Here is a 25,332-nt window from a genome sequence, read left to right on the forward strand (position 1 = left end):
CTGATTGAACGAGGCTTAGGACGCACGGCCCGGGGTGTCTATAGCAGACCTCGGCTAATCAGCGCAAAGATTCCGCAAGCGCCTGATACAAATGAGAAAACCAGCATTGCGACGCCGCTGAAGCGGTAGCGGCGCGCGAGCTCGCGCTGCGGCAGCGTGGACAACACGAAAGGCCGGCGGTCGCGCGGACGGCACAGCACGTGCACGTCCGGGTCGACTGCGCGTTCGACGTGATCGCGCCGCACCTGTTCCAGCGCGGCGCGCCGCGCCGCCTCCCACTCCTGCAGGTCGATGCGACCGTCGCCGTCGGCATCGAAGCGTGCGATCAGGTCGGCCTGGTCGGCCTTCCACGCGCGCAGCAGCGCGCTCAGCTCGGCGCGCTCGTCGAAACTCGGCGCGCCCGACTGCGTGCGAAACCAGCCGAGCGCGTACAGGGCGTCGCCTTCGGCGATGAGCGCCTCGTCATAGCGATAGTCGCCGAACTGCAGCCACGGGGTCTTCTCGGGTACCTGCGAGGGTCGTCGGCCATGCCCGCGCCAGCGTCGCCGCAGGCTGGGATGGACCTTGGCGCCGGTGGGGTCGACCACACAGTCGCCGGTTTCGTCGACCAGCAGGAACAGTTCGTCAGAGGTCGCAGACTCGATGGTCCGCCAGCGGCGATTGCGGCCGCTGCCCTCGATCCTCTGCACGCGGTACTGCCACCAGCAACAGCGCGTGCCGGTGAGCGGCGAGACGATGTCCGGGCCGGGCATCAGGCGTGCGCGGCCTTGGATCTCGACATAGCCCTGCGCCGCCGAGCGGATGCGCGAGGTCGGCGTGTCCTCGATCAGGCGCGCGTGCTTGAGCGATACGAAGGCGAGCACGAAGCTGGCCAGCGCGGCGCCCAGCGCCAGCAGTGTACACGGCCAGAACCAGCCGGCGTCGGCGTCGGCCAGGAGCTGCGCGAGCCCGATCCAAGGCAAGCCGTCGGACAGCATCAGGCGCGAAACAGCGCGCGCAGATCCACGTCCTTTTTCTGCTCCTCGGAGAACACCAGCAGCTCGGCGGCGCGAAAGCCGAACAGGCGCGCGACGATCACGTCTGGGAACTGCTCGATGCGCACGTTGTTGAGGTTCACCGACTCGTTGTAGAACTCACGACGGTCGGCGATCGCGTTTTCCAGGCCGGTGATGCGCGCGAGCAGTTGCTGGATCGACTGGTTGGCCTTGAGGTCGGGATAGGCCTCGACGGTGGCGATGATGTTGCCCAGGCCGAGCCGCATCGCGCTCTCGGCCTCGCCGACGCCCTTGACGTCGCCCTTCTCGCGCGCGGCATTGGCAGCGGCACGCGCGGCCATGATTTTTTCCAGCGTGTCGCGCTCGAACTGCATGTACTGCTTGCAGGTTTCGACCAGCTTGGGCAGTTCGTCGTGACGCTGCTTGAGCAGCACGTCGATGTTGCTCCAGGCCTTGGCCACGCCGTGTTTGAGCGCAACCAGGCCGTTGTAGAGGATGATCACGTAGACGGCGAGCGCCGCGACGATGGCCAGCCAGATGAACGTGGTGATCATGTGAGGAACCGGCCCCCACCGGTTCGGTGTCTGGAAAAAGCGCACCGAAGAATGCGGCATTTGTCCGCCGCGCGCTACCATAGGCGCCCGCCAACGGCACCTCGATGACGCTGCAACATCATGATTTCACGCAGTCTTGCCTTTCTGCTCGCTCTCGCCGTCGGTGCGTGTTCGTCGCCGCGCATGATGAATCGCATGGCCTCGGAAGAAGGGTACAAGCTTGCCGAGAACCTGCCCTACGAGCGCAGCCGCGCGCTCGACGCCGACGTCTACTACCCGCCGCAGGCCAGCGATGCGCCGATCATCGTGTTTTTCTACGGCGGCCGCTGGCAGCAGGGCGACAAGGCCGAGTATCGCTTCGTCGGCCAGGCCCTGGCCTCGCGCGGCTATGTGGCGGTGTTGCCCAACGTGCGCAAGTACCCGCAGGTGCGCTTCCCCGAGTTCATGGATGATGCCGCGCGTGCAGTGAAATGGGCACGCGAAAACGCGCGGCAGTTCGGCGGCAACCCCGACAAGCTGTTCGTGATGGGGCATTCGTCCGGCGCGCACATCGCCGCGCTGTTGGCCCTCAATCCGGAGTATCTGCAAGCCGTCGGCGGTTCGCGCGAGTGGCTGCGCGGCATGATCGGACTTGCCGGCGCGTACGATTTCATGCCGATCACGGCGCCGGATCTGCGCGATCTTTTCGGGCCGGTCGACCGCTTTCGCTACTCGCAGCCGGTGTTCTACGTGGACGGGCAGAACCCGCCGCTGCTGTTGATGCACGGCCGCAACGACGAGGTGCTGTGGGTCAGCAACACCGAGAACCTCGCGGCGCGCGTCGCCAAGGCCGGCGGCGCGGTCGAGACGGTGCTGTACGATTCGCTCTCGCACAGCATGATCATCGGCGCGCTGGCCTCGTATCTGCGCGGTCGCGCCGACGTGCTCGACAACATCGAGGAGTTCGTCGACCGCATCAGCAGCAAACCGCGACCGCCCAAGCGCGAGACCGAAATCCAGGCCGTGCCGCTGATCGCCGACCCCCTGCCAGCGCCCGGTAGCGCGGTCGTCCAGGAGCCCGAGCCGAGCGCGCCGCTGCCGCTGGAGCTGCCGCCGATCGAACTCACCCCCGCGCCGCCCGAGTCGCCCACGACGCCCGAGGGCGCAACGCCGGGTGCGGGCGCCGAGGACGATCCCTGGGCGTTTCTCGGTCCGGTGCCGACATCGCCGCCGGCGCGCCCATGATCCGGGCCTACCGCGGGCGCCGCCCTTTGCTCGGCGCGCGCGTCTTTGTCGACCCTTCGGCGCAGATCATCGGGGATGTAACGATCGGCGACGACGCCTCGGTTTGGCCGCTGGCATCGGTGCGCGGCGACGTGCACCGCATCCGCATCGGTGCGCGGACCAATGTGCAGGACAATAGCGTGCTGCACGTCACCCACGACGGCCCGTACTCGCCGGGGGGGCAGCCGCTGATCGTCGGCGAGGATGTCACCATCGGCCACGGCGTGATCCTGCACGCCTGCACCATCGGCCACCGCTGCCTGATCGGCATGGGCGCGATCGTGATGGATCGCGTCGTCGTCGAGGACGAGGTGCTGATCGCCGCCGGCGCGGTCGTCTCGCCCGGCAAGACGCTCAAGTCGGGCTGGCTGTACCGCGGCTCGCCGGCACAGCCGGTGCGCGAGCTCAGCGCCGAAGAGCGCGCGCAACTGCTGTACTCGGCGCGCCACTACCTGCGCATCAAGGATCATTACCTCGATGGCGAGGGTGATGACTGAGCCTGCAGCGGCGCCAGAGCGCCGGCCAGCGTCGGCGCGCCCGGCGCTAGAATCGGCGCCGGTCGTCTGGAGGATCCCGTGAACAAGCTCTATCCCAGCGCTGCCGCGGCGCTCGCCGACATCGTCGCCGACGGACAGACGCTCGCCGTCGGCGGCTTCGGCCTGTGCGGCATCCCCGAGGCGCTGATCGCGGCGCTGCGCGACACTGGCGTCAAGAACCTGACCGTGATCTCGAACAATGCCGGCGTCGATGGTTTCGGCCTGGGCATGCTGCTCAACACGCGCCAGATCAAGAAGATGATCTCGTCCTACGTCGGCGAGAACAAGGAGTTCGAGCGCCAGTACCTCGCCGGCGAGCTGGAGCTGGAGTTCACACCGCAGGGCACGCTCGCCGAGAAGCTGCGCGCCGGCGGTGCCGGCATCCCGGCCTTCTTCACCAAGACCGGCTACGGCACCATCGTCGCCGAGGGCAAGGAGATCCGCGAGTTCGATGGCGAGCCTTACGTGATGGAGCGTGCGCTGCGTGCCGACGTCGCCCTGGTCAAGGCGTGGAAAGCGGACCGTGCCGGCAATCTGGTGTATCGCAAGACCGCGCGAAACTTCAATCCGATGGTCGCCACCGCCGGCAGGATCACCGTGGCCGAGGCCGAACACATCGTCGAGATCGGCGCGCTCGATCCCGATCAGATCCACACGCCGGGCATCTACGTCCAGCGTCTGGTGCACAACCCGCATCCCGAGAAGCGCATCGAACAGCGCACGGTGAGTCGATAGTCATGGCCTGGAATCGCGATCAAATGGCGCAGCGCGCCGCCAAGGAATTGCGCGACGGCTACTACGTCAATCTCGGCATCGGCCTGCCGACGCTGGTGGCCAACTACATCCCCGAGGGCATGGACGTATGGCTGCAGTCCGAGAATGGCCTGCTCGGCATCGGCCCCTTCCCCAAGGAGGACGAGGTCGATCCCGATCTGATCAACGCGGGCAAGCAGACCATCACCACCGTGCCCGGCAGCGCTTTCTTCAGCAGCGCCGACTCCTTCGCCATGATCCGCGGCGGCCATATCAACCTGTCGATCCTCGGCGCCATGCAGGTCACCGACAAGGGGGACATCGCCAACTGGATGATCCCCGGCAAGATGGTCAAGGGCATGGGCGGGGCGATGGATCTGGTCGCCGGTGTCGAGCGCGTGGTCGTGCTGATGGAACACACGGCCAAGGACGGCGCCCACAAGATCCTCCGACAATGCACGCTGCCGCTGACCGGCGTCGGTGTCGTCGATCGCATCATCACCGACCTTTGCGTGCTCGACGTGACGCCGCAGGGTCTCAAGCTCGTCGAGCTGGCGCCGGATGTCGGCCTCGACGAGGTCCGCGCCAAGACCGGTGCGCCGATCCGCGCATGAGCCACCGCATTCCCGTATAGAGAACCGCGATGACCCGAAAACTCGTCCTGTTGCGCCACGGCCAGAGCCAATGGAATCTCGACAACCGCTTCACCGGCTGGGTCGATGTCGACATCACCGAACAGGGCCGCCGCGAGGCGGTAAAAGCCGGCGAACTGATGCGCGAGGAGGGCTTGCTGTTCGACGTCGCCCACACCTCGGTCTTGCGCCGCGCGATCCGTACCCTGTACACCGCGCTCGACGTGATGGACCAGATGTGGGTGCCGGTGCACAAGACCTGGCGTCTCAACGAGCGTCACTACGGCGCGCTGCAGGGGCTCAACAAGGCAGAGACCGCCGCCAAGCACGGCGAGGAGCAGGTCAAGATCTGGCGGCGGTCCTACGACATCCCGCCGCCGCCGCTGGATGCGCACGACGCCGGACATCCCAAATACGACCGCCGTTACCACACCCTCGATCAGGCCGTGCTGCCGGCGACCGAATCACTCAAGACCACGCTCGAGCGCGTGCTGCCGTACTGGCACGACGCGATCGCGCCGCAGCTCAAGGCCAACCAGACGGTGCTGGTCACCGCGCACGGCAACTCGCTGCGCGCGCTGTACAAATACCTGAACCACGTGTCGGACAAGGACATCATCGACCTCAACATCCCCACCGGCATTCCGCTGCTGTTCGAACTGCGCGAGGATTTGAGCGTCAAGTCGCATCGCTACCTCGGCGACGCCGAAGCGGCAAAGAAGGCGGCCGAGGCGGTCGCCAATCAGGCCAAGACGCGCGGCTGATCGGGCCGCCGGCAACGACGGCGATGCGCATCGGCATCGACGCATCGGCAGTACGCCGATGAGGATCGGCATCGATCGGGGCGGGCGAGCCGGGGCTGTCGCGAATGGCCTTGAATGGCCATTCGCGCCGGCGAGCGCCGCGCCAGGGACGGCGCGGCCGGAACGCCGCCACAGGGACGTGTCAGGGGCACGTCGGTGAGGATCGGCATCGATCTGGGCGGTACCAAAACCGAAGCCGTCGTCATCGACGACGCCTCGCGCATCCTCGCCCGACGCCGGGTGCCGACGCCGCGCAACGACTACGCCGCGACATTGCAGACGATCTGCGCGCTGGTGGCCGCGCTCGAAGCCGAGGTCGGCGCGCGTGGTCTGCCGGTGGGTGCCGGCACGCCGGGTGCGCGTTCGCCCGCGACCGGGCGCATGAAGAACTGCAACAGCACCTGGTTGAACGACCGGCCGCTGCTCGAAGACCTCGAGGCGCGGCTCGGGCCGCGCGTGCGCATCGCCAACGACGCCGACTGCCTGGCGCTGTCGGAAGCCACCGATGGCGCTGGGGCCGGTGCGCGCTGCATGTTCGCGGCGATCCTCGGTACCGGTGTCGGCGGCGGCATCGCCATCGAAGGCCGCTTGCTCAGTGGTCCGAACGCGATCGCCGGCGAATGGGGGCACAACCCGCTGCCTTGGCCGCGCGTCGAGTGGGGCGAGGTGCCGGGGCCGCTGGGCTGGGACGGGCGCCACGGCGCGATCGAGGTCTGGTGCAGCGGCGGTGGCATCGCCGCGGATCACCAGCGCGTCACCGGCGAGCTCTTGCGCAGCGAGCAGATCGCCGAGCGCGCCGCCGCCGGCGACGCGGCTGCGCAGGCGACGCTGGCGCGCTGGGAGGATCGGCTGGCGCGCGCGTTCGCGTCGGTGATCAACCTGCTCGATCCCGATGTAATTGTCGTCGGCGGCGGCTTGTCGCGGCTCGGTCGCCTGTACGAGAACGTGCCCCGGCTATGGGGCGAGTGGGTGTTCTCCGATCGCATCGACACGCGGCTCGTGCCGGCGCTGCACGGCGACGCCAGCGGCGTGCGCGGCGCCGCGTGGCTGTGGCCGAGCGAACGGCCGGGGAGAGCCGGGCCGGGGTGAGAGACGGGGAGCCGCCCGGGTTGCGCCAAGGACGGCCATGGCATCCGCGCCTACAGCGGCATCGGCCGATTGTTGGAGTAGTTGATCAGGCCGCGCACCATCCGGTAGTACCACCAGATCACCAGCGCGACCAGGCCGAGGTAGCCGATGAACACCAGTGTCGCCAGACCGAAGACGACGGCCCACAGCAGGTTCCACCAGAAGGTACGGATCAGCCAGCGGTGATGGCTGCGAATGAACTGGTTGCGCGTCTCGCCGGCCTTGATATGGCTGATGATCACGCTGACGATGGCGACGAGAAAGCCAGTGAAGGGCGCGATCAGATCGAGCGCGTAGGCGATGATCAAGGTCGTGCGCTCGCCGGATTCGGCCAGCTCGGCGTCCGAGGTCTGCAGTTCGTTCATCGGGGGGGTCCCTCGTGGAGGTCTTGGCGCAGCTTGCCACAGCCTCGCCCCCGCCGGGCGGTGGAAACGACCGAGGCGGGCCAGTGCCCGCCCCGTGCTCGCTCTGCGCGCGCCGATCGCGTCAAAACGCCGGTTTGGTCTTGGCGTTGTTGTACAGCTCGACGCTCGCCTCGATGGCCTTGGCCGCATCCTTGGGACCGTGCCAGCCCTTGACCTTGACCCACTTGCCCTTTTCCAGATCCTTATAGTGCTCGAAGAAGTGCTGGATCTGGTCGCGGAACAGGTCCGGCAGCTCGCGCACGCTGCTGATGTTCTTGTACATCGGGAAGATCTTGTTGTTCGGCACCGCGACGAGCTTCTCGTCGCTGCCGGACTCGTCTTCCATTTCGAGCATGCCGATCGGCCGGCAGTTGATGACGCAACCGGGCAGTAGCGGCATCGGTGTCATCACCAGCACGTCGAGCGGATCGCCGTCGCCGCACAGCGTGTGCGGGACAAAGCCGTAGTTGCAGGGGTAGCGCATCGGCGTGGTGAGGATGCGGTCGACGAAGATCGCGCCCGACTTCTTGTCCACCTCGTACTTGACCGGATCCGCGTTCATCGGGATCTCGATGATCACGTTGATGTCGTTCGGCACGTCCTTGCCGGTCGGTACCAGGTCCCAGCTCATCGACTCGCTCCCGTGGTGCGCTGCAAAAAGGCCGCAATTATAACGACCGCCCATGAAAAAGGGCGGCCGTTGCCGGCCGCCCTGAAGTTTCAGCGCGAAACGCTACAGCAACGGAATCATCAGCAAGGCGACGATGTTGATGATCTTGATGAGCGGATTGATCGCCGGCCCCGCCGTGTCCTTGTATGGATCGCCGACGGTGTCGCCGGTGACCGCGGCCTTGTGCGCGTCCGAGCCCTTGCCGCCGTGGTGGCCTTCCTCGATGTACTTTTTGGCGTTGTCCCAGGCGCCGCCGCCGGTGGTCATCGAGATCGCGACGAACAAGCCGGTGACGATGGTGCCGATCAAAAGCCCGCCGAGCGCCGCCTTGCCGAGGATGAAGCCCACCAGCACCGGCACCAGGATCGGCAGCAGCGAGGGCAGGATCATTTCCTTGATCGCCGCCGTGGTCAGCATGTCGACCGACTTGGCGTAGTCGGGCTTGGCCGTGCCCTCCATGATCCCCTTGATCTCGCGGAACTGGCGGCGCACTTCGATCACCACGCTGCCGGCCGCGCGGCCGACCGCTTCCATCGCCATCGCACCGAACAGGTAGGGCACCGCGCCGCCGATCAAAAGGCCGATCAGCACCATGTGATCCGACAGCGAGAAGCTGACCAGCTTGCCGACCGCTTCGAGGTTGTGCGTGTAGTCGGCGAACAGCACCAGCGCCGCCAGCCCCGCCGAGCCGATCGCATAGCCCTTGGTCACCGCCTTGGTGGTGTTGCCGACGGCATCGAGCGGATCGGTGACGTCGCGCACCTCCTTGGGCAGTTCCGCCATCTCGGCGATGCCGCCGGCGTTGTCGGTGATCGGGCCGTAGGCGTCGAGCGCGACGATCATGCCGGTCATCGACAGCATCGCCGTCGCGGCAATGGCGATGCCGTACAGGCCGGCGAGCTCGTAGGCGCCCCAGATGCTGGCGCAGACCGCGATCACCGGCAGCGCGGTCGACTTCATCGACACGCCCAGACCCGCGATCATGTTGGTGGCGTGTCCGGTTTCCGAGGCCGCGGCGATGTGTCGCACCGGCTTGTACTCGGTCGCGGTGTAGTACTCGGTGATGACCACCATCGCCGCCGTCAGCGCCAGACCGATCAGCGCGGCGAAGTACAGATTCATCGCGCCTTCACCGATCATCATCGTCGTGATCGGGTAGAAGGCGATCGCCGCGAGCACGCCGGAGACGATCACGCCCTTGTACAGCGCGGTCATGATCTTGCCGCCGGGGCTGGCCTTGACGAAGAAGGTGCCGACGATGGACGCGATGATCGACGCGCCGCCGAGCACCAGCGGGTAGAGCACGCCGTTGGGGCCAACGGTCGCCGCCATCAGGCTGCCGAGCAGCATGGTCGCGATCACCGTTACCGCGTAGGTCTCGAACAGATCCGCGGCCATGCCGGCGCAGTCGCCGACGTTGTCGCCGACGTTGTCGGCGATCACCGCCGGGTTGCGCGGATCGTCCTCGGGGATGCCGGCCTCGACCTTGCCGACCAGATCGGCGCCGACGTCCGCGCCCTTGGTGAAGATGCCGCCGCCCAGACGCGCGAAGATCGAGATCAGCGAACCGCCAAAGGCCAGACCGACGAGGGCGTGCAGGGCCTTGCCCTCGTCGCCGGTCAGTTGCATCGCCACCAGGTAGTAGCCGGCGACGCCGAGCAGGCCGAGGCCGACGACCAGCATGCCGGTGACCGCGCCGCCGCGGAAGGCCACCGCGAGCGCGGCGTTGAGGCCGTCGCGCGCGGCTTCGGCGGTGCGCACGTTGGCGCGCACCGAGACGTTCATGCCGATGTAGCCGGCGGCGCCGGAGAGCGCCGCGCCGACCAGAAAGCCGATCGCGGTCAGCCAGTCGAGCGCAAAGCCGAGCACGACGAAGAGAACGACGCCGACGATGCCGATCGTCGTGTACTGGCGATTGAGGTAGGCGCTCGCGCCCTCCTGCACCGCGGCGGCGATCTGGCGCATGCGATCGTTGCCGCTGGGCTTGGCCAGGATCCACTGCACGGAGACCACGCCATAAACCAGCGCCACGAGGGCGCAGGCGATGGCAATCCACAAGCCGTACTCAACCAGCATCGGAGCAACCTCCTGTGATTTGCGTTCGGATGGAAGCGATGGACAGGTGCAACGTGCCCGCGGGCGGCGTCATGCCGTCGTCGGCGATATTTGTTGTGCGACTCCCTGAAAAGTGATGGGCGAGACCACGACGAACGCCCCGAACCGGGGCGCCCGGACTATCGCACGAAGGTGCACGGGCGGCAAACCCGTGTGGCAGGCGCGCGTCGCGAGCGCGCGGGCGCATTGACGCCGAACCCAAGGCGCGGGTACTTTTCCGGGTTCGCGCGACCCAGGGATGCGGCGGTCTGCTGCGAATCCCCATCTGTAACAGAGGCTTATCCACGATGAGAATGGTTCTGCTGGGCGCGCCCGGCTCTGGCAAGGGCACGCAGGGAGAAAAGCTGGTCGCGCATTACGGCATCCCCAAGGTTTCGACCGGGGACGCACTGCGCGCCGCCGTGGCCGCCGGAACCGAGCTGGGCCGCAAGGCCAAGGCGACGATGGACGCCGGCCAACTCGTCGCTGACGAGATCGTCATCGGCATCGTCGAAGAGCGCCTTGGCCAGGCCGACGCGCAGAAGGGTTTCATCCTCGACGGATTCCCACGCAATACCGCGCAGGCCCAGGTACTCGACGCGATGCTGCAGCGGCTCGGCCAGCCGGCGATCGACAAAGCCGTGCACCTCGCGGTGGACGATGAAGAGATCATCAAGCGTCTGCTCGACCGCGCACAAAAGGAAGGCCGCGCCGACGACAAGGAAGATGTGATCCGCCGGCGCATCGAGATCTACAACGCCGAAACCCATCCGCTGCTCGACTACTACCGCGCGCAGAACAAGCTCGTCACCGTGGACGGCGTCGGTGCGCTCGACGAGGTGTTCGAGCGCATCGTCAAAGTCTTGGATTAGGCGCTGCTCACGGCAGCAGCGCCAGCAGTCCGGACCCGCACACCTCGCGGCGCCAGCCGCGCAGCACGTTGACGTCGGCATCGGCGCCGGCTCGAACCAGCCGCGCGAGATCGGCGCGTGGTGCGAGATAGCTCGCCGGCAGTTCCAATTCCGCCGCGCATGCGGCCACGTGTGCCTGCAGCGCCTTGAGCAGCCGCTTGTCGGCATCGCTGAACGCGTCGTCCTGCGCGTAAACCCTCTCCGGCGTACGCAGCGCCGTGTCGAGCACGGCGAGCAGCGCCTCGCCGTGGCGCTCGAGCGTCTTGGGCGGCAGCACCGCCAGCGCGTCGAGCGCCGCACGCGTCTGCGGTTGCCGCTGCGCGAGGCAGTACAGCGCCTCGTCGTCGAGGATCCACTTGCGTGGCCGGTCGCGTCGCTGTGCTTCCTCTTCGCGCCAGCAGGCGAGCGCTACGGCGATCGTCTGCTCGCGCGGACTCAGGCGCGAAAGCCCGCGCAGACGTTGCCAGGCGTCCTCGGGGCGTATGCGGTACTGCGCCGGATCGCACAGGCGCACGCAGTCTTCGGCGAGCCAGCCGATGCGGCCGCGCGCGTGCAGCTCTGCCTGCAATGCCGGGTAGATCGCGGCCAGATGCTCGACGTCGGCGGCCGCATAGGCGAGTTCCGCGGGTTTGAGCGGCCGGCGTGCCCAGTCGGTACGCGACAGGCGCTTGTCGAGCGTGATGCCAAGCCGCTTCTCGATCAGCGCGGCATAGCCGATCTGATCGCCGTAGCCGAGCAGCGTGGCCGCGATCTGCGTGTCGAAGATCGGCTGCGGCACCGCGCCGCGCAGGCGCACGAGGATTTCCAGATCCTGACCGGCGGCATGGAACAGCTTGACGCGCTGCGGCGCGTAGAGCACATCGAGCAGAGAGTCGAGCGACGGCAGCGCGGTGGCGTCGATCAAATCGGCCGCGGCACAGGCTTGCGCCTTGACCTGCACCAGACACAGCTTGGGATAGTAGGTGTCGACGCGGACGAACTCGGTGTCGACGGCGAGAAACGGGCTCGATGCCCAGTTCTCGATCGCGCGTGACAGCGCGTCGGGTTCGGCAATCAGGGTCTGGATCATGCGCTGTGGGCGGCGGTTCAAGGCCCGTAGAATAGCGGCTCGTCATCCGAATCCCCGCCCATGTACGCGCAAGTCCTGGCCGTCACCCTGCGTATCCTCGCCTTTCGTGCCGGACCGCAGGACTTTCCCTTCGACCCTCGCCTGACGATGCCACTGGTGCTGATCGCCGGCGGCGCCAACGCGATGCTGTTCGCGCAGGTGCTGCCGCTGCCCACGGCGCTGACGATGGCGGCGGCGATGGTCGGCGGCACTGCACTGGTCACGCGCTCGGTGCTGCGCGCGCGCGACGTGCCGGAGCGTTTCAATCAGACCTTCAACACACTGCTGGCGACGGCCGCGGCGCTGACGCTGCTGATGCTGCCGCTGTTCGCGCAGATGGCGCCGGTGCTGCGCGAGCTCGCCGGCAAGCCGGAACTGCTGGAGCAGCCGGACGTCATGCAAGTGCCGCAGGGCCTCGCTTTCCTGATGAACCTGATCAACTTCTGGAACCTTGCGGTCACCGCCTTCGTGTTCCGCCACGCCGCCAACGTGCAGCTCTGGCTCGGCGTCGTGATCGCGCTGATCCTCGCCTTCGTCGTGCTGTTCTGCGTGATCTTCGCCGGCCTCATCGCCGGCGTGCTGTTCGGCGCCGGCGCGGCGCCGCCGGCGCCCTCGGTGCTCGGCTGATGCACCTGCACATCCTCGGCATCTGCGGCACCTTCATGGCCGGCATCGCCGCGATCGCGCGCGAGGCGGGTCATCGGGTCACCGGCTCCGACGCCAATGCCTGGCCGCCGATGTCGACGCAGCTCGAAGCGCTCGGCATCGAAGTGATGCGTGGCTACGAGCCGGCACACTTTGACCCAGCGCCGGACATCGTCGTCGTCGGCAATGTCGTCACCCGCGGCAATGCGGCGATGGAATACGCGCTCGACGCCGGCCTGCCATACACCTCAGGCCCACAGTGGCTCGCCGACAACGTGCTGCGCGAGCGTCACGTGCTCGCGGTGGCCGGCACCCACGGCAAGACCACGACCTCGGCGCTGCTGGCGTGGCTGCTCGAATACGCCGGCCTGGCGCCGGGCTTTCTGATCGGCGGAGTGCCGCAGAACTTCGGCATCTCGGCACGGCTCGGTGCATCCAAGTACTTCGTCATCGAGGCCGACGAGTACGACACCGCGTTCTTCGATAAGCGTTCCAAGTTCGTGCACTACCGGCCGCGTACCTGCGTGCTCAACAACCTCGAATTCGATCACGCCGACATCTTCGACGACCTCGCCAGCATTGAGCGCCAGTTCCATCATCTGGTGCGCACCGTGCCGCGCAGCGGGCGCCTGATCGTCAATGGCGCCGACGGCAACCTGCAACGCGTGCTCGACAAGGGTTGCTGGAGCGAGGTCGAATACTTCGACCGCGACGACGGCTGGAACGCGCGCGGCGACGGTGCTGCCTTCGAACTGTTCGTCGGCGGTCGCGCCCAGGGCCGCGTCCACAGCCCGCTCGCCGGCCGCCACAACCGCAGCAACGTACTCGCCGCGTTCGCCGCTGCGCACCACGCCGGTGTGCCGGTGCCGACGCTGATCGAGGGGCTCGCCGGCTTTCGCAACGTGCGCCGCCGCCTCGAAGTCTTCGGCCGCGCGCGCGGCGTGACCGTCTACGACGACTTCGCCCATCACCCGACCGCGATCGCCGTCACCATCGAGGCCTTGCGCACACAAGGGCCGGGTCGCGTGCTCGCGGTGCTCGAACCGCGCTCGAACACGATGCGGCTCGGCACCCATGCCGGCGAACTCGCGCACAGCCTGCGCGATGCAGAGCTGTGCTTCGTCTACGCGCGCCCGGATCTCAAATGGGACGCCGCCGCGGCGCTGGGCGCGCTCGGCGCGCGCCTGCACGTGCACGCCGATCTCGACGAGCTGGTCGCCGCAGTCTGCGCCGCGGCACGCGAGGGCGACCGCGTGCTGGTGATGTCCAACGGCGACTTCGGCGGCGTGCACGGGCGTTTGCTGGGGGCACTGCGGGCTTGAAGCGCGCACGCGATCACCGGTTTGGCCTTCGCGCCCCGAGCTCCCGCAGCGTGTGGGCATGCGCGGCCCGGGTGATGCCGTAAAAGCCGAGGCAGCCCATCGCGGCCGCGATCATGAGGGCGACAGCGCTGACGTAGATCAGCGCCAGCGCGTCGATGGTGGTCGCAGGCACATCGGCCGGCGCCGCCTTCTCGGGAAAGTCGATCGCCGTGAGGATGGCCCCGGACAGGAATACGCCGACGCCCGACACGGCTTTGTTGATCATCACCAGCGCGGCGAAGATCAGGCCCTCCATGCGCCAGCCGGTTTTGAGTTCCATGTGATCGGCGACGTCGGCGATCATCGACCAGCCCATGATCATGGCGCCGAAGACGCACTGAATCAAAAGGGTCTGCTGCAGGAAGAGGATGGGCATCAGGGCGCCGATGTCGCGCGGGATGGCCCCGACCAGCCCGAGGACGACCGGACCGGTGGCCGCAACCACGGCAGCGCAGTACAGCGAGATCGTGGTGCGCTTTTTGTCCGAGCGGACGAGCAGCGCCACTGTGACCAGGCCCAGGATCACGCCGACACCGGTGGCACCGGCGAGCACGGCGAGGTGGCCGGCGTTGAGTTTCCAGAAGTAGGTCTGGATGTAGGTGGCCAGCGAGGTCATGATGCCGGCGCCCACCGAGAAAAACAGCATGCAGGCGAGCAGGCTCGCATAGTTGGCATCCGCGATCAGCAGACGCAGCCGCTGGCGCAGAGTGCCCAGGTCCGAGGGTCGTGGACGATCCGGTCGGCGCAGAAGCGCGATGCGCCCGTGCGTGCCCAGCGTGGACAGCACGATGCTGACGGCGATGATGAGCCCGGCGGTGAGGCCGTAGCCGGCGTAACCCGCGGGGTTGAGCTGGCCGACCGGCTGCGCGGCGCTGGGCTGCCAGTCGCCCCTCAACTACGAACGGAGAATTCCGAACCCGCATTGCCAAGCGCCGTCGGCAGTCGCCAAGATCCGCACAGCGGAGATCCAACCCATCGCTTGAGAATCAAGCGATCACCTGTCCGTGACAGCGGGGCAACTCCACCCTCGGCTTGTGTCGGTTGGCCGATCAGCCCATCATCGCGCGGCCCGTTCCCGAGCTTCGTTGATCCCATGGCCTTCAGCCTCGACCAGTTCTACCGACTCAACCGCAAGGCGTTGATCTGGCTCGCGCTCGCCGTCGTGCTGTGGCTGCTGCGCGATTTCTTCGGGCTGGTGTTCCTGACCTTCGTGATCGCCTTCTTCGCGATGCCGGCGGCGCGCTGGGTGCACGAGCGGCTGCGCCTGCCGTATCGCGCGGCGCTGGTCGTGGTCTATCTCTTGTTTCTCGGGGCGCTCGCTGGTTTCGGGCGCTTCGTCACGCCCAACGTCGTCAACGAGGGCACGCGTCTGGTCGCCAATCTCGGCGCGATCCAGCAGCGGCTGATCGAGCTCGATCAGCGTTTCGCCACCGAGTATCCGGCGCTGCACCAGCCGTTCTCGGGTTATCTGCGCAGCCTGCTCGACTCGCAGGCCGCGCAGCAGATGCACGAGCGCCTGACCGAGCAGCGCCTGGCGCTCGAAGCCGAGCCGGCGGCCGACGATGCCGCCGCCGAGCGCCGGCGACGCGAGCTGCTCTTGGCCGAGGAGAAGCTGCTGATCGAGGCGCTGTTCCGCGAACAGGCCGAGCGTCTGCGCAAGCTCACGCCGCGTTTCATCAACTTCGTCTACCAGGCCACGGCGACGATGGCGCTGGCACTGCTGTTCTCGTTTCTGATCCTCATCGACCTGGAACGCCTGCAGCGGCTGGTGCGCGCCCTGCAGGGCTCACGGCTGCACGATGTCTACGCCGAGGCGGCCGGTCCGCTGGTGCGCTTCACCCAGGTGATCGGACAGGGGCTGCGCGCGCAGGCGATGATCGCGCTGACCAACACCGTGCTGACCCTGCTCGGTCTGCTGCTGCTCGGTATTCCGTCGATCGCGGTGCTGTCGATGATCGTGTTCGTCTGCAGCTTCATCCCGGTGCTCGGCGTGTTCATCTCCACGGTGCCGATCGTGCTGGTCGCACTGAACACCGGCGGCGTCGAACTTGCGGTGTGGAGCGTGGTCATGATCGTCGCGATTCACGCCGTCGAGGCCTACGGGCTCAATCCGCTGATTTACGGACGCACGCTGCAGCTCAATCCGGTGCTGACACTGATCATCCTGTTCATCGCCTACCACGCCTTCGGCATCTGGGGCATGCTGCTCGGTGTGCCGACGGCGCGCTATCTCTTGAGTGACGTGCTGCGCGTGGCGCTGGACGAGCGCCGGCCGGACGAGGAACCGATCGGGACGGCTTCGGGATGAGCCCGCGGATGCGCGCAATGGTCGCTAGCTTCGGCGGCGTCGCCGCCGGCTTGCTGCTGGCGGCCACGGCGGCGGCAGCGGTCGGCAGTGCCGACGGCGTCGAGCGCCGCGAGTACGGCGCGCTGCTGCTCGAAAACATTCCGCCGATTCCACCCGAGATCGCCGACACCCTGTTCCAATACCAGCAGGCGCGCGGCGCCTCGTTCGCCGGCTGGCTGCCTGCGCCGCAGGGCCTGCTGATCACGACGCGCTTCGGCCAGACGCGGCAAGTGCACCGTGTGCGCGAGCCGCTCGGCGACCGCCAGCAGCTCACCTTTTTTCCCGAGCCGGTCACCAACGTCGCGCCGTCGAGCGATCCGGAGCAGTCGGTGTTCCTGTTCGGCAAGGACGACGCCGGCAACGAGCTCTACCAGCTCTACGTGCAGGAAGTCGCCACCGGCAAGCAGCGGCGCCTTACCGACGGTGCGCGCAACACCGCGCCGCTGTGGTCCAATCTGGGCGATCGCTTCGCCTACTCGACCACCGCGCGCAACGGCCGCGACACCGACATCCACGTCTACGACATGGCCAGCGGCGAGAGCCGAGCGGTGCTCGAACGCGAAGGTCTGTGGTACGCGCTCGACTGGTCACCCGACGACAGCCGCCTGCTGGTGCTGCGCTACGTCTCGCGCTCCGAGAGCTATCCGCACGTGCTCGATCTCGACAGCGGCCTTTTGCTGCCGTTCCGGCCGAGCAGCGGCAGCGTGTCCTTCGGCGGCGGGCGCTTCGCGCGCGACGGCCGTGGCATCTACTACACCTCGGACGAGGGCACCGAGTTCCGCCATCTGCGCTTCCACGACTTCGCCACCGGCGAGAGCACGCTGCTGTCGGGCGACATCCCCTGGGACGTCACCGGCTTTGCGCTGTCGCGCGACGGTCGTTATCTCGCCTTCGTCGTCAACGCCGACGGTCGCTCGGAAATCCATGTGCGCGCCGTGCGTGGCTGGCGCAAGCTGCCGGCGCCCAAGCTGCCGATGGGCGTGGTCAGTGGTTTGCGCTTCTCCGAGGATGGCTGGCGCATCGGCTTCACCCTGAACTCGCCGCGCAGCCCGGGTGACGTGTATTCCTTCCGTGTCACCGAGACCGAGCTCACGCGCTGGACGCAGAGCGAGGTCGGCGGCCTTGACACCTCGCAGTTCATCGAGCCCGAGCTGATCCGCTACCCGGCCTTCGACGAGGACGAATCCGGCCAGCGGCGCATGATCCCAGCGCTGGTCTATCGCCCGCCGGGCAAGGGACCGCATCCGGTGCTGATCCTGGTGCACGGTGGCCCTGAGAGCCAGACGCGGCCGACCTTCAACCCGGTGCTGCAATACTGGGTGCGCGAACTCGGCATTGCCGTGATCGCGCCCAACGTGCGCGGCTCCACCGGCTACGGCAAGACCTACCAGCAGCTCGACAACGGCATGCTGCGCGAGAACGCCCTGCGCGACATCGGCAGCCTGCTCGACTGGATCGGCTGGCAGGAGGAGTTCGATCCGCGCCGCGTCGGCATCATCGGCGGCTCGTATGGCGGTTACATGGTGCTGGCCAGCCTGATCCATTTCGGCGATCGCCTACGCGCCGGCATCGACGTCGTCGGCATCAGCAACTTCGTCACCTTTCTCGAGAACACCAAGGACTATCGCCGCCACCTGCGGCGCGAGGAGTACGGCGACGAGCGCGATCCTAAGATGCGCGCGTTTTTGCAGGCGATCTCACCGACGACCAACGCGCACCGCATCCGCCGGCCGCTGTTCATCGCCCAGGGCGCCAACGATCCGCGCGTGCCGCAGTCCGAGGCCGACCAGATGGTGCGCACGATCCGCGCACACCCGGATGCCGGCGAAGTCTGGTACTTCCTCGCCCGCGACGAGGGCCATGGCTTTCGCAAGAAGTCCAACCGTGACCTCTACAACAACGCCGTCGCCCTGTTCCTGCGCGAGCACCTGCTGCCCGAACCGCAGGACGGCCAGGTGTGGGGCCCGCCGTGGCCGCCGCCGGGCGTGACGCCGGACGCGGCCGAACCGACGCCCGAACCAAGGTCCGAAGCGCTCAGCGGCGTCCGCGGTCCGGATGCGATACCGCCGCCCGCGCCGCAGGCACCGGCCACCGATGCCGCGCCGCTTGAAGCGCCGGTCGAAGACCCGCCGATCGACGTGCTCGACCCGCTGCCGCAGCCGGAAGAGCCGTGAGGCGCAGTCACCCAGCGACCTCACCCCCATCGAGTACGGACTTCACCAGCCGCCCGAAACCTCCAACAATTCGCGGCACTCAACTGGGACAGGCGACAATCCGTCCTGCGAGGCTGCGCGACGGCGACGCAAACGTGCAAAGGGCTCAGGCTGTGAGGCGTCCGCGACGGTAGTCGTCGATTGCCTCTTCGATCTCGTCGCGTGTATTCATCACGAACGGTCCGTATTGCACGACCGGCTCGCGCAGGGGTTTGCCAGCGAGCAGCAGGTAGCGGGCGCCGGACACACCGGCGCGGACCGTGACCGCATCGCCGTCGGACAGCACGCCGGCGACATGGCGCGGCAACGCACGTTCGCCGATCTGCAGCTCGCCTTCGTAGACATAGACCAGCGCGTTGTGGCCGCAAGGGACCGGCTGCGTGATCGTCGCGCCGGACGCCATGCCGATGTCGAGATACAGCGGATCGGTGGCCATTGCGCCCGGCTCGGCGTTGATCGGCCCCGCGATGTCGCGGCCCTCGTGCTGCACGCGTCCGGCGATGAGCTTGAGGTAGCCGCCATCGGACAGTGCAACGGCCGGAATCGCGTCCGCGGGAATGTCGCGGTAGGCCGCCGGCTTCATCTTCTCGCGTGCCGGCAGGTTGATCCACAGCTGGAAGCCGCGCATGCGGCCCGACTCTTGTTGCGGCATCTCCGAGTGGATCACGCCGCGGCCGGCGGTCATCCACTGCACGCCGCCGCTTTTGAGCTCGCCGACGTTGCCGAGGTGATCCTCGTGGCGCATGTGGCCGTCGATCATGTAGGTGACGGTCTCGAAGCCGCGGTGCGGATGCGGCGGAAAGCCGGCGATGTAGTCGTCCGGGTTCTCGGTGCCGAACTCGTCGAGCATCAGAAACGGATCGAGGCGCAGCGCCGGCGTCGCGCCGATGCTGCGGCGCAGTTTGACGCCGGCGCCGTCGGAGGTCTCGACGCTGGGAATGATCCGTTGCAGCAGACGTGGGGTCATGGCGGTGCTCCGTACGTCTTGCGAGTGTCGCCATTTAAAGATTGCTTGAATCGATAAAAAAGCCGAATATTTCGCCAAAAATCATCGAAGGGATCGACCTATGCCGGCGCCCAAGATTTCGCTCGAACAATGGCGCGCGCTGGTCGCGGTGGTCGAGGCCGGCGGTTACGCAGCGGCGGCCGAGGTCTTGCACAAGACCCAGTCCACGGTGACCTATGCGGTGCAAAAGCTCGAAGCGCTGCTGGGGGTCGAGGTCTTCGAGTTGCAGGGACGCAAGGCGCAACTCACGCCCGCCGGGCAGGTGCTCTACCGACATGCCCGCGCGCTGCTCGACGAGGCCGCGCGCGTCGAGCGCGCCGCCGCGAGTCTTGCCCAAGGCTGGGAGCCGGAGCTGCGGCTCGCGGTCGAGGTGGTGTTTCCGACCTGGCTCTTGCTCCAGTGCCTGGACCGCTTTGCCAAGGAGCGGCCAGATACGCGCATCGAACTCTACGAAACCGTGCTCGGCGGCACCGACGAGGCGGTGCTCGAAGCGCGCGTGGACCTCGCCATCGCCTCGCGCCTGCCGCCGGGTTTTCTGCTCGATCCTTTGATGACCATCAAATTCGTCTGCGCCGCGGCTCCGCATCACCCCCTGCATCGCCTGGGACGGCCGCTGACCTTGGCAGATCTGCGTCAGCACCGTCAGCTCGTGATCCGCGACTCCGGCACGCAGCGCAAGCGCGAGGGCGCCTGGCTCGGTGCCGAGCAGCGCTGGACGGTGTCGGCCAAGGCCACCTCGATCCGCGCCGCGACCATGGGCCTGGGCTTTGCGTGGTACGCCGAGAACATCATCCGCGAGGAACTGGACAGCGGCGCGCTCAAGCCGCTGCCGCTGGTCGAAGGCGGCGAACGCGAGGTCGCGCTCTATCTCATCGTCACGCACGGCGATGCCGCAGGGCCGGGCGCGCAGCGCCTCGCGAGAATCATCCGCGACGGGGTTGCAAATCGGTGTCCGCTGCCGGATGCAGCCGGTTGACTGTGCCAGCGATAAGCGTCGCGAAGCGCCCGGGCATCATCACCTTCGCCGAGGTCGAGGACCGGGGGTTGCTCCTCATGACAGCGCATCGTCGCGCGGATTGAATGGGCGCACGGTGCGCGCCGGTTGACGCCGCCGCGCACGAACGGGGGAATCGCGATGCACGAGCGACGGGCGGGTTCCATCAGCCGCGCGGTCAGCGGTGCGCGTCACGCCGCGGCCGGCGCCCCGGCGCAGACCTTGCGTCCGAGCACCGGGGAGATCGCGCATGGCTGAATGGCATCTGCGCCCCGGACATCTGACCTTGAGCGAGCTGCGCCATCTCGTGGGCGGGGGTGTGCGCCTGTCGATCGAGCCGTCCTACTGGCCGGCGGTCGAGGCCTCGGCGGCGACGGTCGCCGCCGTGGTCGCGCGCGGCGCACCGGCCTACGGCATCAACACCGGTTTCGGCCGGCTGGCCAAGGTCCACATCCCGGATCACCAGCTCGATCGACTGCAGATCAACCTGGTGCGCTCGCATGCCGTCGGCGTCGGCGACTGCCTGGACGATGCGACCGTGCGCCTAGTGCTCGCGCTCAAGGCCGCGAGTCTGGCGCGCGGTGCCTCCGGCGTGCGGCGCACCCTGATCGAGGGACTGCTAGCGCTGTACAACGCCGGCGTACTACCGTGCATCCCGGCGCAGGGCTCGGTCGGGGCCTCCGGCGATCTCGCGCCGCTCGCACACCTGACGCTGGCCCTGCTCGGCGAGGGCGAGGTGCGCGTGGACGGCCGCAGGCTGCCGGCGGCCGAGGGGCTGGCGCGGGCGGGGCTCGCGCCGCTGTCGCTCGCGCCCAAGGAGGGGCTGGCGCTGCTCAACGGCACGCAAGTGTCCACTGCGCTGGCGATCCGCGCGCTGTTCGAGGCCGAGGACGTGTTCGCCGCCGCCACCGTCGTGGGCGCGATGTCCGTGGACGCGGCGCGCGGCTCCGACGCCCCCTTCGATGCGCGCATCCAGGCGCTGCGCGGTCAGCCGGGGCAGATCGACGTCGCCGGCGTCTACCGCCGGCTGCTCGAAGGCAGCGAAATCCGCGCCTCCCACCGCGTCAACGACGAACGCGTGCAAGACCCGTACAGCCTGCGCTGCCAGCCCCAGGTCATGGGCGCCTGTCTGGACCTGATCCGCAATGCCGCGCGCACGCTGCTGATCGAAGCCAATGCGGTGACCGACAATCCGCTGGTGCTCGCCGAATCCGCCGAGGTGCTCTCGGGCGGCAATTTCCACGCCGAGCCGGTGGCCCTCGCCGCCGACACGCTGGCCCTGGCGGTCGCCGAGATCGGCGCCCTGTCGGAACGGCGCATCGCGCTTTTGATCGACGCGACGCTGTCCGGCCTGCCGCCGTTTCTGGTGCGCGACGCCGGACTCAACTCCGGTTTCATGCTGGCCCACGTCACCGCCGCGGCGCTGGCGTCCGAGAACAAGTCGCTGGCGCATCCGGCCAGCGTCGACAGCCTGCCGACCTCCGCCAACCAAGAGGACCATGTCAGCATGGCGACGTATGCGGCGCGGCGCTTGTTGCCGATGTGCGTGAACACGCGGCGCATCGTTGCCATCGAGCTGCTCGCCGCTGCCCAGGGCATCGACTTGCACGCGCCGCTGCAGACCTCCGAGCCGCTGCAGGCGGTGCATCTGGCGCTGCGCGAGCAGGTCGGCGCGCTCGGCGAGGATCGCGTGCTCGCCACCGACATCGCCGCCGCCGATGCCTTGCTCGCCACTGAGGTGCTGACGCCGATGGTCGCCGACTTGTTGCCGTCGTGGCGGCCGGAGTGAGCGCGTCTGGTGACGGGCGCGCCGGCGTCGGTGTCAATGCGCCAGACGTCGCTCCGGCACGGCGACGCCGCCCGCGGCCTCCGGGTCCAGCGTCGGCGGCAGCAGCTTGTACATCACCGGCGTCACCAGGCGGCCGATCAGCGTCGAGGTGATCAGCCCGCCGATGATGACCCAGGCCATCGGCGCGTACAGCGCCGCGCCCTGTGTCGCCAGCGGCAGCAGGCCGCCGATCGCGGTGACCGAGGTCAGCAGGATCGGCAAAAAGCGGATCTCGCCGGCCTCGACGATCGCGTCCATCAGCGGCCGGCCCTGCCGGCGCAACTGGTTGGTGAAGTCCACCAGCAGGATCGAGTTCTTGATCTCGATGCCGGTCAGCGCGATGAAGCCGATCATCGCGGTGAAGCTCAGTGAGTTGCCGGTGATCCACAGCATCAGGATGCCGCCCATGATGCCGAGCGGCACCACGGTGGCGACGATCAGCGTCGAGCGGAAGCTGCCGAACTCCAGCACCAGCACCGCGAGGATGCCGAACACCGCGACGAGGATCGCGGTGCCAAAGCCGGCGAAGCTGTCCTCGCGGCTTTCGATCTCACCGGCGGCGACGAAGCGATAGCCACTGGGCCAGTCGCGCGCGGCGATCTGGTCGAGGATCTGGCGCGTCACCCGCTCGGTGTTGTAGCCGGTCTCGGTGTACGCCGAGACCAGGATCGCGCGCTCGCGGTCGCGGCGGTAGATCAGCGGTGGCGACTCGACCAGACGCGGCGCGGCGAGCTGCGCCAGCGGAATCTGCGCGCCGCTGGCGCTGCCGACGTGCAGGCCGTCGAGCGCATCCAGCGTCGGCCGTCCGGCGAGCGGCGCGCGCAGCACGATCGGATAGCTGTCGCCGTCGGCCTCGCGGAACTCGCCGGCGGTGATGCCGGCCACCGCCATGCGCACGGTCTGGTCCAGCTCCAGCGGCGGCACGCCGAGCAGGCCGGCCTTGGTCGTGTCGATGCCAAGGTCCAAATCCACGCGCGACCGGCGCTGGTTGTTGACGACATTGCGCGTGCCGGGGGTCGCGCGCATCAGACTCTCGACCTCGGCGGCGATGCGGCGCAAGGTGTCGAGATCGGGGCCGATCACGCGGATCGCGATCGGCGCCTCCATCGGCGGGCCGTTCTCGAACTCCTTGACGACGATCTCGGCGCCGGGGATCGCATCGAGCTCGGCGCGCAGGCCGTCGAGCAGGCGCCGGGTCTTGTCGCCCTCGAACGCGCGCAACTGCACGAAGACCTCCGCGGCGTGCGCGGCGTACTCGCGCTGGAACACGTTGTAGTAGATTTGCGGATTGCCGCGGCCGAGATTGGCCATGGTGTGCTCGACTTCGGGGCGTGCGCGCAGGATGTCCTCGACCTCGCGCAGCACTTCGTCGGTGCGCGCGAGGCTGCTGCCGTTGGGCAGCGTGATCTGCACGAGGAACTGCGGCGTGTCCGCCTTCGGGAACATGCTCAGGCCGATCAGCGGCACCAGCGCGAAGCTCGCCGCGACCGCAGCCAGCGACAGCAGCACGGTCGTGCGCGGACGCGCGAGCGCACGCCGCAGCCACGGCGCGTAGATGCGATGGATCACGCCGAGCAGTGCCTGCAGCGCGCGGTTGCCTTCGGCCGGCGCCTCGCGTGGCAGCACGCGCGAGGCGAGGAAGGGGATGATCGTCAGCGCGATGAACAGCGAGGCCGCGACGGTGTACGTCACCGCCGCCGGTAGCGAGCGGATGAACTTGCCGGCGTTGCCGGGCAGCGACAGCAGCGGCAGGAAGGCGAACAGCAGCACCGCGGTGCAGCCGACCACGGCCAGCGAAATCTGCCGCGTCGCCAGCATCGCCGCCTGCTGGCGCGGATAGCCCATGCGCAGGAAGCGGGCGATGTTCTCGACGACGACGATCGAGTCGTCGACCAAGAGCCCAAGGGCGACGACGAAGCCGGCGATCGAGAGCTGGTTGAGCGAAAAGCCGGTGAAGTACAGCGCGGCGATGCCGGTCAGCAGCGACAGCGGAATCGACACCATGACGATGCCGGCCGCGCGCAGGCCCAGCGGCAGCAGCGTCACCGACACCAGCACGATGGCGATCAGAAAGTCGGCGGACAGGCGGTCGAGCCGCTTGCGCACGTTCTTCGACTGGTCGAAGGCGCGCACCAGCTCGATGCCGGCCGGTAGCTCCGCGGCGTAGGCATCGACGACGTCGATGATCGCCTGCTGCGTGACGAAGATGTTCTGACCCGGCTTCTGGTTGGCCGTGACCCAGACCGCGCGGCGGCCGTCGAGGCGCGCGGTGTGGTCGAGCGGACCGTGGTCCCAGCGCACCTCGGCGACGTCGCGCACGCGGATCACGCTGTCGCCGTGGCCGGCGACGACGGTATCGAGCACCTCTTGCGGCGCGTCATAGCTGCCCGTGGTCTTGAGGTTGAAGCGGCGGCTGCCGATCTCGACGCCGCCGCCCGGCACGTTGGTGTTCCGCGCCGAGACCGCCTGCAACACCTGCGTCGCGCGCAGCTTCAGTTCGGCGAGGCGTGCCAGATCGAGCTCGACGCGCAGCTCGCGCTGCGGAAACGCCCAGGTCTGGGATTCGCGTACGCCGGGGATGCGTTCGAGCCGGTCCTTCAGTTCTTCGGCGGCGTCTTCGAGCGCGCGCCACGAGGCGGTCTCGGACACCAGTGCGATCTGCACGATGTTCACATAGCCCGGATTGATCTTCTTGACCTCCAGGCTGGCCAGACCCGCCGGCAGCTCGGGGCCGAGCGCGGCGAGCTCGCGCGTGACTTCGTCGTACTTCTTGTCGACATCCACATCCGCCTCGAATTCGACGCGCACGATGCCCAGCGAGTCGTCCGAGGTCGAGACCATCTCCTTGAGATCGTCGATCTTGTTGAGCGCGTCCTCGATCGGCTCGACCACCTGGCGCTCGACCTCGATCGGATCGGCGCCCGGGTAGACGGCGATGATCGAGAACGCCGAGATCGGAAAGTACGGATCCTCGGTACGCGCGATGTTGTTCCACGACGAGACGCCGACCGCGACCAGCAGCAGGAACACGACCAGCATGAACGGGACGTTGCGGACCGCGAAGTCGGAGATGCGCACGGCGGGGCT

22 protein-coding genes are annotated in these 25,332 nt (G+C 67.9%); 13 read left to right on the forward strand and 9 right to left on the reverse strand.

The genetic code is table 11. The features are described 5' to 3' along the window. Positions 1-38: 38 nt before the first annotated feature. Both ABSH63_RS02160 and ABSH63_RS02165 read right to left on the reverse strand, forming a co-directional pair. Positions 39-977 carry a GIDE domain-containing protein gene (locus ABSH63_RS02160; protein WP_352887020.1) on the reverse strand — a complete coding sequence of 313 codons (939 nt, stop codon included), beginning with the start codon at positions 975-977 and terminating at the stop codon, positions 39-41. Beyond that, positions 977-1,549, reverse strand: a complete 573-nt coding sequence (locus ABSH63_RS02165) for a LemA family protein (protein WP_352887022.1) — start codon at positions 1,547-1,549, stop codon at positions 977-979. Before ABSH63_RS02165 ends, ABSH63_RS02160 begins: the two co-directional genes overlap by 1 nt. 120 nt (positions 1,550-1,669) lie before the next feature. Here ABSH63_RS02165 and ABSH63_RS02170 point away from each other — a divergent pair, with 120 nt between their 5' ends. From ABSH63_RS02170 to ABSH63_RS02195, 6 genes are all read left to right on the forward strand, one after another. Next, positions 1,670-2,773: an alpha/beta hydrolase gene (locus ABSH63_RS02170; protein ID WP_352887024.1), complete on the forward strand. Its 1,104-nt coding sequence runs from the start codon at positions 1,670-1,672 to the stop codon at positions 2,771-2,773. Further along, entirely contained in the window at positions 2,770-3,309 is a 540-nt protein-coding gene (locus ABSH63_RS02175; RefSeq protein WP_352887027.1) for a gamma carbonic anhydrase family protein, read from the forward strand. The genes ABSH63_RS02170 and ABSH63_RS02175 overlap by 4 nt, the downstream gene beginning before the upstream one ends. A gap of 78 nt (positions 3,310-3,387) precedes the next feature. Next, positions 3,388-4,083 (forward strand): CoA transferase subunit A, encoded by a 696-nt coding sequence (locus tag ABSH63_RS02180; RefSeq protein WP_352887029.1) that lies wholly within the window; start codon positions 3,388-3,390, stop codon positions 4,081-4,083. Between the two features lie 2 nt (positions 4,084-4,085). Continuing rightward, on the forward strand, positions 4,086-4,715 hold the full coding sequence (locus ABSH63_RS02185) for a CoA transferase subunit B (RefSeq protein WP_352887030.1): 630 nt from the start codon (positions 4,086-4,088) through the stop codon (positions 4,713-4,715). 29 nt (positions 4,716-4,744) lie between these two features. Then, entirely contained in the window at positions 4,745-5,497 is a 753-nt protein-coding gene (gene gpmA / locus ABSH63_RS02190; protein WP_352887031.1) for a 2,3-diphosphoglycerate-dependent phosphoglycerate mutase, read from the forward strand. A gap of 195 nt (positions 5,498-5,692) precedes the next feature. Continuing rightward, positions 5,693-6,625, forward strand: a complete 933-nt coding sequence (locus ABSH63_RS02195) for an ROK family protein (protein ID WP_352887032.1) — start codon at positions 5,693-5,695, stop codon at positions 6,623-6,625. Between the two features lie 50 nt (positions 6,626-6,675). Here ABSH63_RS02195 and ABSH63_RS02200 read toward each other — a convergent pair whose 3' ends face one another. From ABSH63_RS02200 to ABSH63_RS02210, 3 genes are all read right to left on the reverse strand, one after another. Further along, positions 6,676-7,029: a DUF4870 family protein gene (locus ABSH63_RS02200; RefSeq protein WP_352887035.1), complete on the reverse strand. Its 354-nt coding sequence runs from the start codon at positions 7,027-7,029 to the stop codon at positions 6,676-6,678. A 121-nt stretch (positions 7,030-7,150) separates the two neighbouring features. After that, on the reverse strand, positions 7,151-7,699 hold the full coding sequence (ppa, locus tag ABSH63_RS02205) for an inorganic diphosphatase (protein WP_352887037.1): 549 nt from the start codon (positions 7,697-7,699) through the stop codon (positions 7,151-7,153). Positions 7,700-7,801: 102 nt separating this feature from the next. Further along, positions 7,802-9,814 carry a sodium-translocating pyrophosphatase gene (locus tag ABSH63_RS02210; protein ID WP_352887040.1) on the reverse strand — a complete coding sequence of 671 codons (2,013 nt, stop codon included), beginning with the start codon at positions 9,812-9,814 and terminating at the stop codon, positions 7,802-7,804. A gap of 326 nt (positions 9,815-10,140) precedes the next feature. Here ABSH63_RS02210 and ABSH63_RS02215 point away from each other — a divergent pair, with 326 nt between their 5' ends. Further along, complete coding sequence (locus ABSH63_RS02215; RefSeq protein WP_352887043.1) at positions 10,141-10,704, forward strand: adenylate kinase; 564 nt, start codon at positions 10,141-10,143, stop codon at positions 10,702-10,704. A gap of 7 nt (positions 10,705-10,711) precedes the next feature. Here the strand turns inward: ABSH63_RS02215 and rnd are convergent, their stop codons facing one another. After that, entirely contained in the window at positions 10,712-11,833 is a 1,122-nt protein-coding gene (gene rnd, locus ABSH63_RS02220; protein WP_352887045.1) for a ribonuclease D, read from the reverse strand. A 39-nt stretch (positions 11,834-11,872) separates the two neighbouring features. Between rnd and ABSH63_RS02225 the strand changes: the two genes are divergently transcribed. Then, positions 11,873-12,478: a hypothetical protein gene (locus tag ABSH63_RS02225; RefSeq protein WP_352887047.1), complete on the forward strand. Its 606-nt coding sequence runs from the start codon at positions 11,873-11,875 to the stop codon at positions 12,476-12,478. Beyond that, on the forward strand, positions 12,478-13,818 hold the full coding sequence (gene mpl / locus ABSH63_RS02230) for a UDP-N-acetylmuramate:L-alanyl-gamma-D-glutamyl-meso-diaminopimelate ligase (RefSeq protein ID WP_352887049.1): 1,341 nt from the start codon (positions 12,478-12,480) through the stop codon (positions 13,816-13,818). The genes ABSH63_RS02225 and mpl overlap by 1 nt, the downstream gene beginning before the upstream one ends. 13 nt (positions 13,819-13,831) lie before the next feature. Here mpl and ABSH63_RS02235 read toward each other — a convergent pair whose 3' ends face one another. After that, entirely contained in the window at positions 13,832-14,752 is a 921-nt protein-coding gene (locus ABSH63_RS02235) for an MFS transporter (RefSeq protein ID WP_352887051.1), read from the reverse strand. 198 nt (positions 14,753-14,950) lie between these two features. Between ABSH63_RS02235 and ABSH63_RS02240 the strand changes: the two genes are divergently transcribed. Both ABSH63_RS02240 and ABSH63_RS02245 read left to right on the forward strand, forming a co-directional pair. Then, positions 14,951-16,165, forward strand: a complete 1,215-nt coding sequence (locus tag ABSH63_RS02240; RefSeq protein WP_352887052.1) for an AI-2E family transporter — start codon at positions 14,951-14,953, stop codon at positions 16,163-16,165. Between the two features lie 8 nt (positions 16,166-16,173). After that, positions 16,174-18,378: a S9 family peptidase gene (locus ABSH63_RS02245; RefSeq protein ID WP_352887054.1), complete on the forward strand. Its 2,205-nt coding sequence runs from the start codon at positions 16,174-16,176 to the stop codon at positions 18,376-18,378. 145 nt (positions 18,379-18,523) lie between these two features. Here ABSH63_RS02245 and ABSH63_RS02250 read toward each other — a convergent pair whose 3' ends face one another. Further along, positions 18,524-19,384: a pirin family protein gene (locus ABSH63_RS02250; protein ID WP_352887056.1), complete on the reverse strand. Its 861-nt coding sequence runs from the start codon at positions 19,382-19,384 to the stop codon at positions 18,524-18,526. A 100-nt stretch (positions 19,385-19,484) separates the two neighbouring features. On the opposite strand from ABSH63_RS02250, the gene ABSH63_RS02255 reads away from it, so the two are divergent. Further along, positions 19,485-20,399, forward strand: coding sequence for a LysR family transcriptional regulator (locus ABSH63_RS02255; RefSeq protein ID WP_352887059.1), 915 nt, complete (start codon positions 19,485-19,487; stop codon positions 20,397-20,399). A 268-nt stretch (positions 20,400-20,667) separates the two neighbouring features. Then, positions 20,668-22,206: a histidine ammonia-lyase gene (gene hutH / locus ABSH63_RS02260; RefSeq protein ID WP_352887062.1), complete on the forward strand. Its 1,539-nt coding sequence runs from the start codon at positions 20,668-20,670 to the stop codon at positions 22,204-22,206. A gap of 33 nt (positions 22,207-22,239) precedes the next feature. Here hutH and ABSH63_RS02265 read toward each other — a convergent pair whose 3' ends face one another. Continuing rightward, positions 22,240-25,323: an efflux RND transporter permease subunit gene (locus tag ABSH63_RS02265; protein WP_352887064.1), complete on the reverse strand. Its 3,084-nt coding sequence runs from the start codon at positions 25,321-25,323 to the stop codon at positions 22,240-22,242. Between the last annotated feature and the right edge of the window lie 9 nt (positions 25,324-25,332).

It is taken from the genome of Sinimarinibacterium thermocellulolyticum (genome assembly GCF_040327995.1).
Lineage (GTDB): Bacteria > Pseudomonadota > Gammaproteobacteria > Nevskiales > Nevskiaceae > Solimonas > Solimonas thermocellulolyticum.

Coding starts and splice junctions, on each gene's coding strand:
- ABSH63_RS02160 (WP_352887020.1), bottom strand. CDS start 977: ATGCTGTCCGACGGCTTGCCTTGGATCGGGCTCGCGCAGCTCCTGGCC.
- ABSH63_RS02165 (WP_352887022.1), bottom strand. CDS start 1,549: ATGATCACCACGTTCATCTGGCTGGCCATCGTCGCGGCGCTCGCCGTC.
- ABSH63_RS02170 (WP_352887024.1), top strand. CDS start 1,670: ATGATTTCACGCAGTCTTGCCTTTCTGCTCGCTCTCGCCGTCGGTGCG.
- ABSH63_RS02175 (WP_352887027.1), top strand. CDS start 2,770: ATGATCCGGGCCTACCGCGGGCGCCGCCCTTTGCTCGGCGCGCGCGTC.
- ABSH63_RS02185 (WP_352887030.1), top strand. CDS start 4,086: ATGGCCTGGAATCGCGATCAAATGGCGCAGCGCGCCGCCAAGGAATTG.
- gpmA (WP_352887031.1), top strand. CDS start 4,745: ATGACCCGAAAACTCGTCCTGTTGCGCCACGGCCAGAGCCAATGGAAT.
- ABSH63_RS02200 (WP_352887035.1), bottom strand. CDS start 7,029: ATGAACGAACTGCAGACCTCGGACGCCGAGCTGGCCGAATCCGGCGAG.
- ppa (WP_352887037.1), bottom strand. CDS start 7,699: ATGAGCTGGGACCTGGTACCGACCGGCAAGGACGTGCCGAACGACATC.
- ABSH63_RS02210 (WP_352887040.1), bottom strand. CDS start 9,814: ATGCTGGTTGAGTACGGCTTGTGGATTGCCATCGCCTGCGCCCTCGTG.
- ABSH63_RS02215 (WP_352887043.1), top strand. CDS start 10,141: ATGAGAATGGTTCTGCTGGGCGCGCCCGGCTCTGGCAAGGGCACGCAG.
- ABSH63_RS02225 (WP_352887047.1), top strand. CDS start 11,873: ATGTACGCGCAAGTCCTGGCCGTCACCCTGCGTATCCTCGCCTTTCGT.
- mpl (WP_352887049.1), top strand. CDS start 12,478: ATGCACCTGCACATCCTCGGCATCTGCGGCACCTTCATGGCCGGCATC.
- ABSH63_RS02240 (WP_352887052.1), top strand. CDS start 14,951: ATGGCCTTCAGCCTCGACCAGTTCTACCGACTCAACCGCAAGGCGTTG.
- ABSH63_RS02245 (WP_352887054.1), top strand. CDS start 16,174: ATGCGCGCAATGGTCGCTAGCTTCGGCGGCGTCGCCGCCGGCTTGCTG.
- ABSH63_RS02250 (WP_352887056.1), bottom strand. CDS start 19,384: ATGACCCCACGTCTGCTGCAACGGATCATTCCCAGCGTCGAGACCTCC.
- ABSH63_RS02255 (WP_352887059.1), top strand. CDS start 19,485: ATGCCGGCGCCCAAGATTTCGCTCGAACAATGGCGCGCGCTGGTCGCG.
- hutH (WP_352887062.1), top strand. CDS start 20,668: ATGGCTGAATGGCATCTGCGCCCCGGACATCTGACCTTGAGCGAGCTG.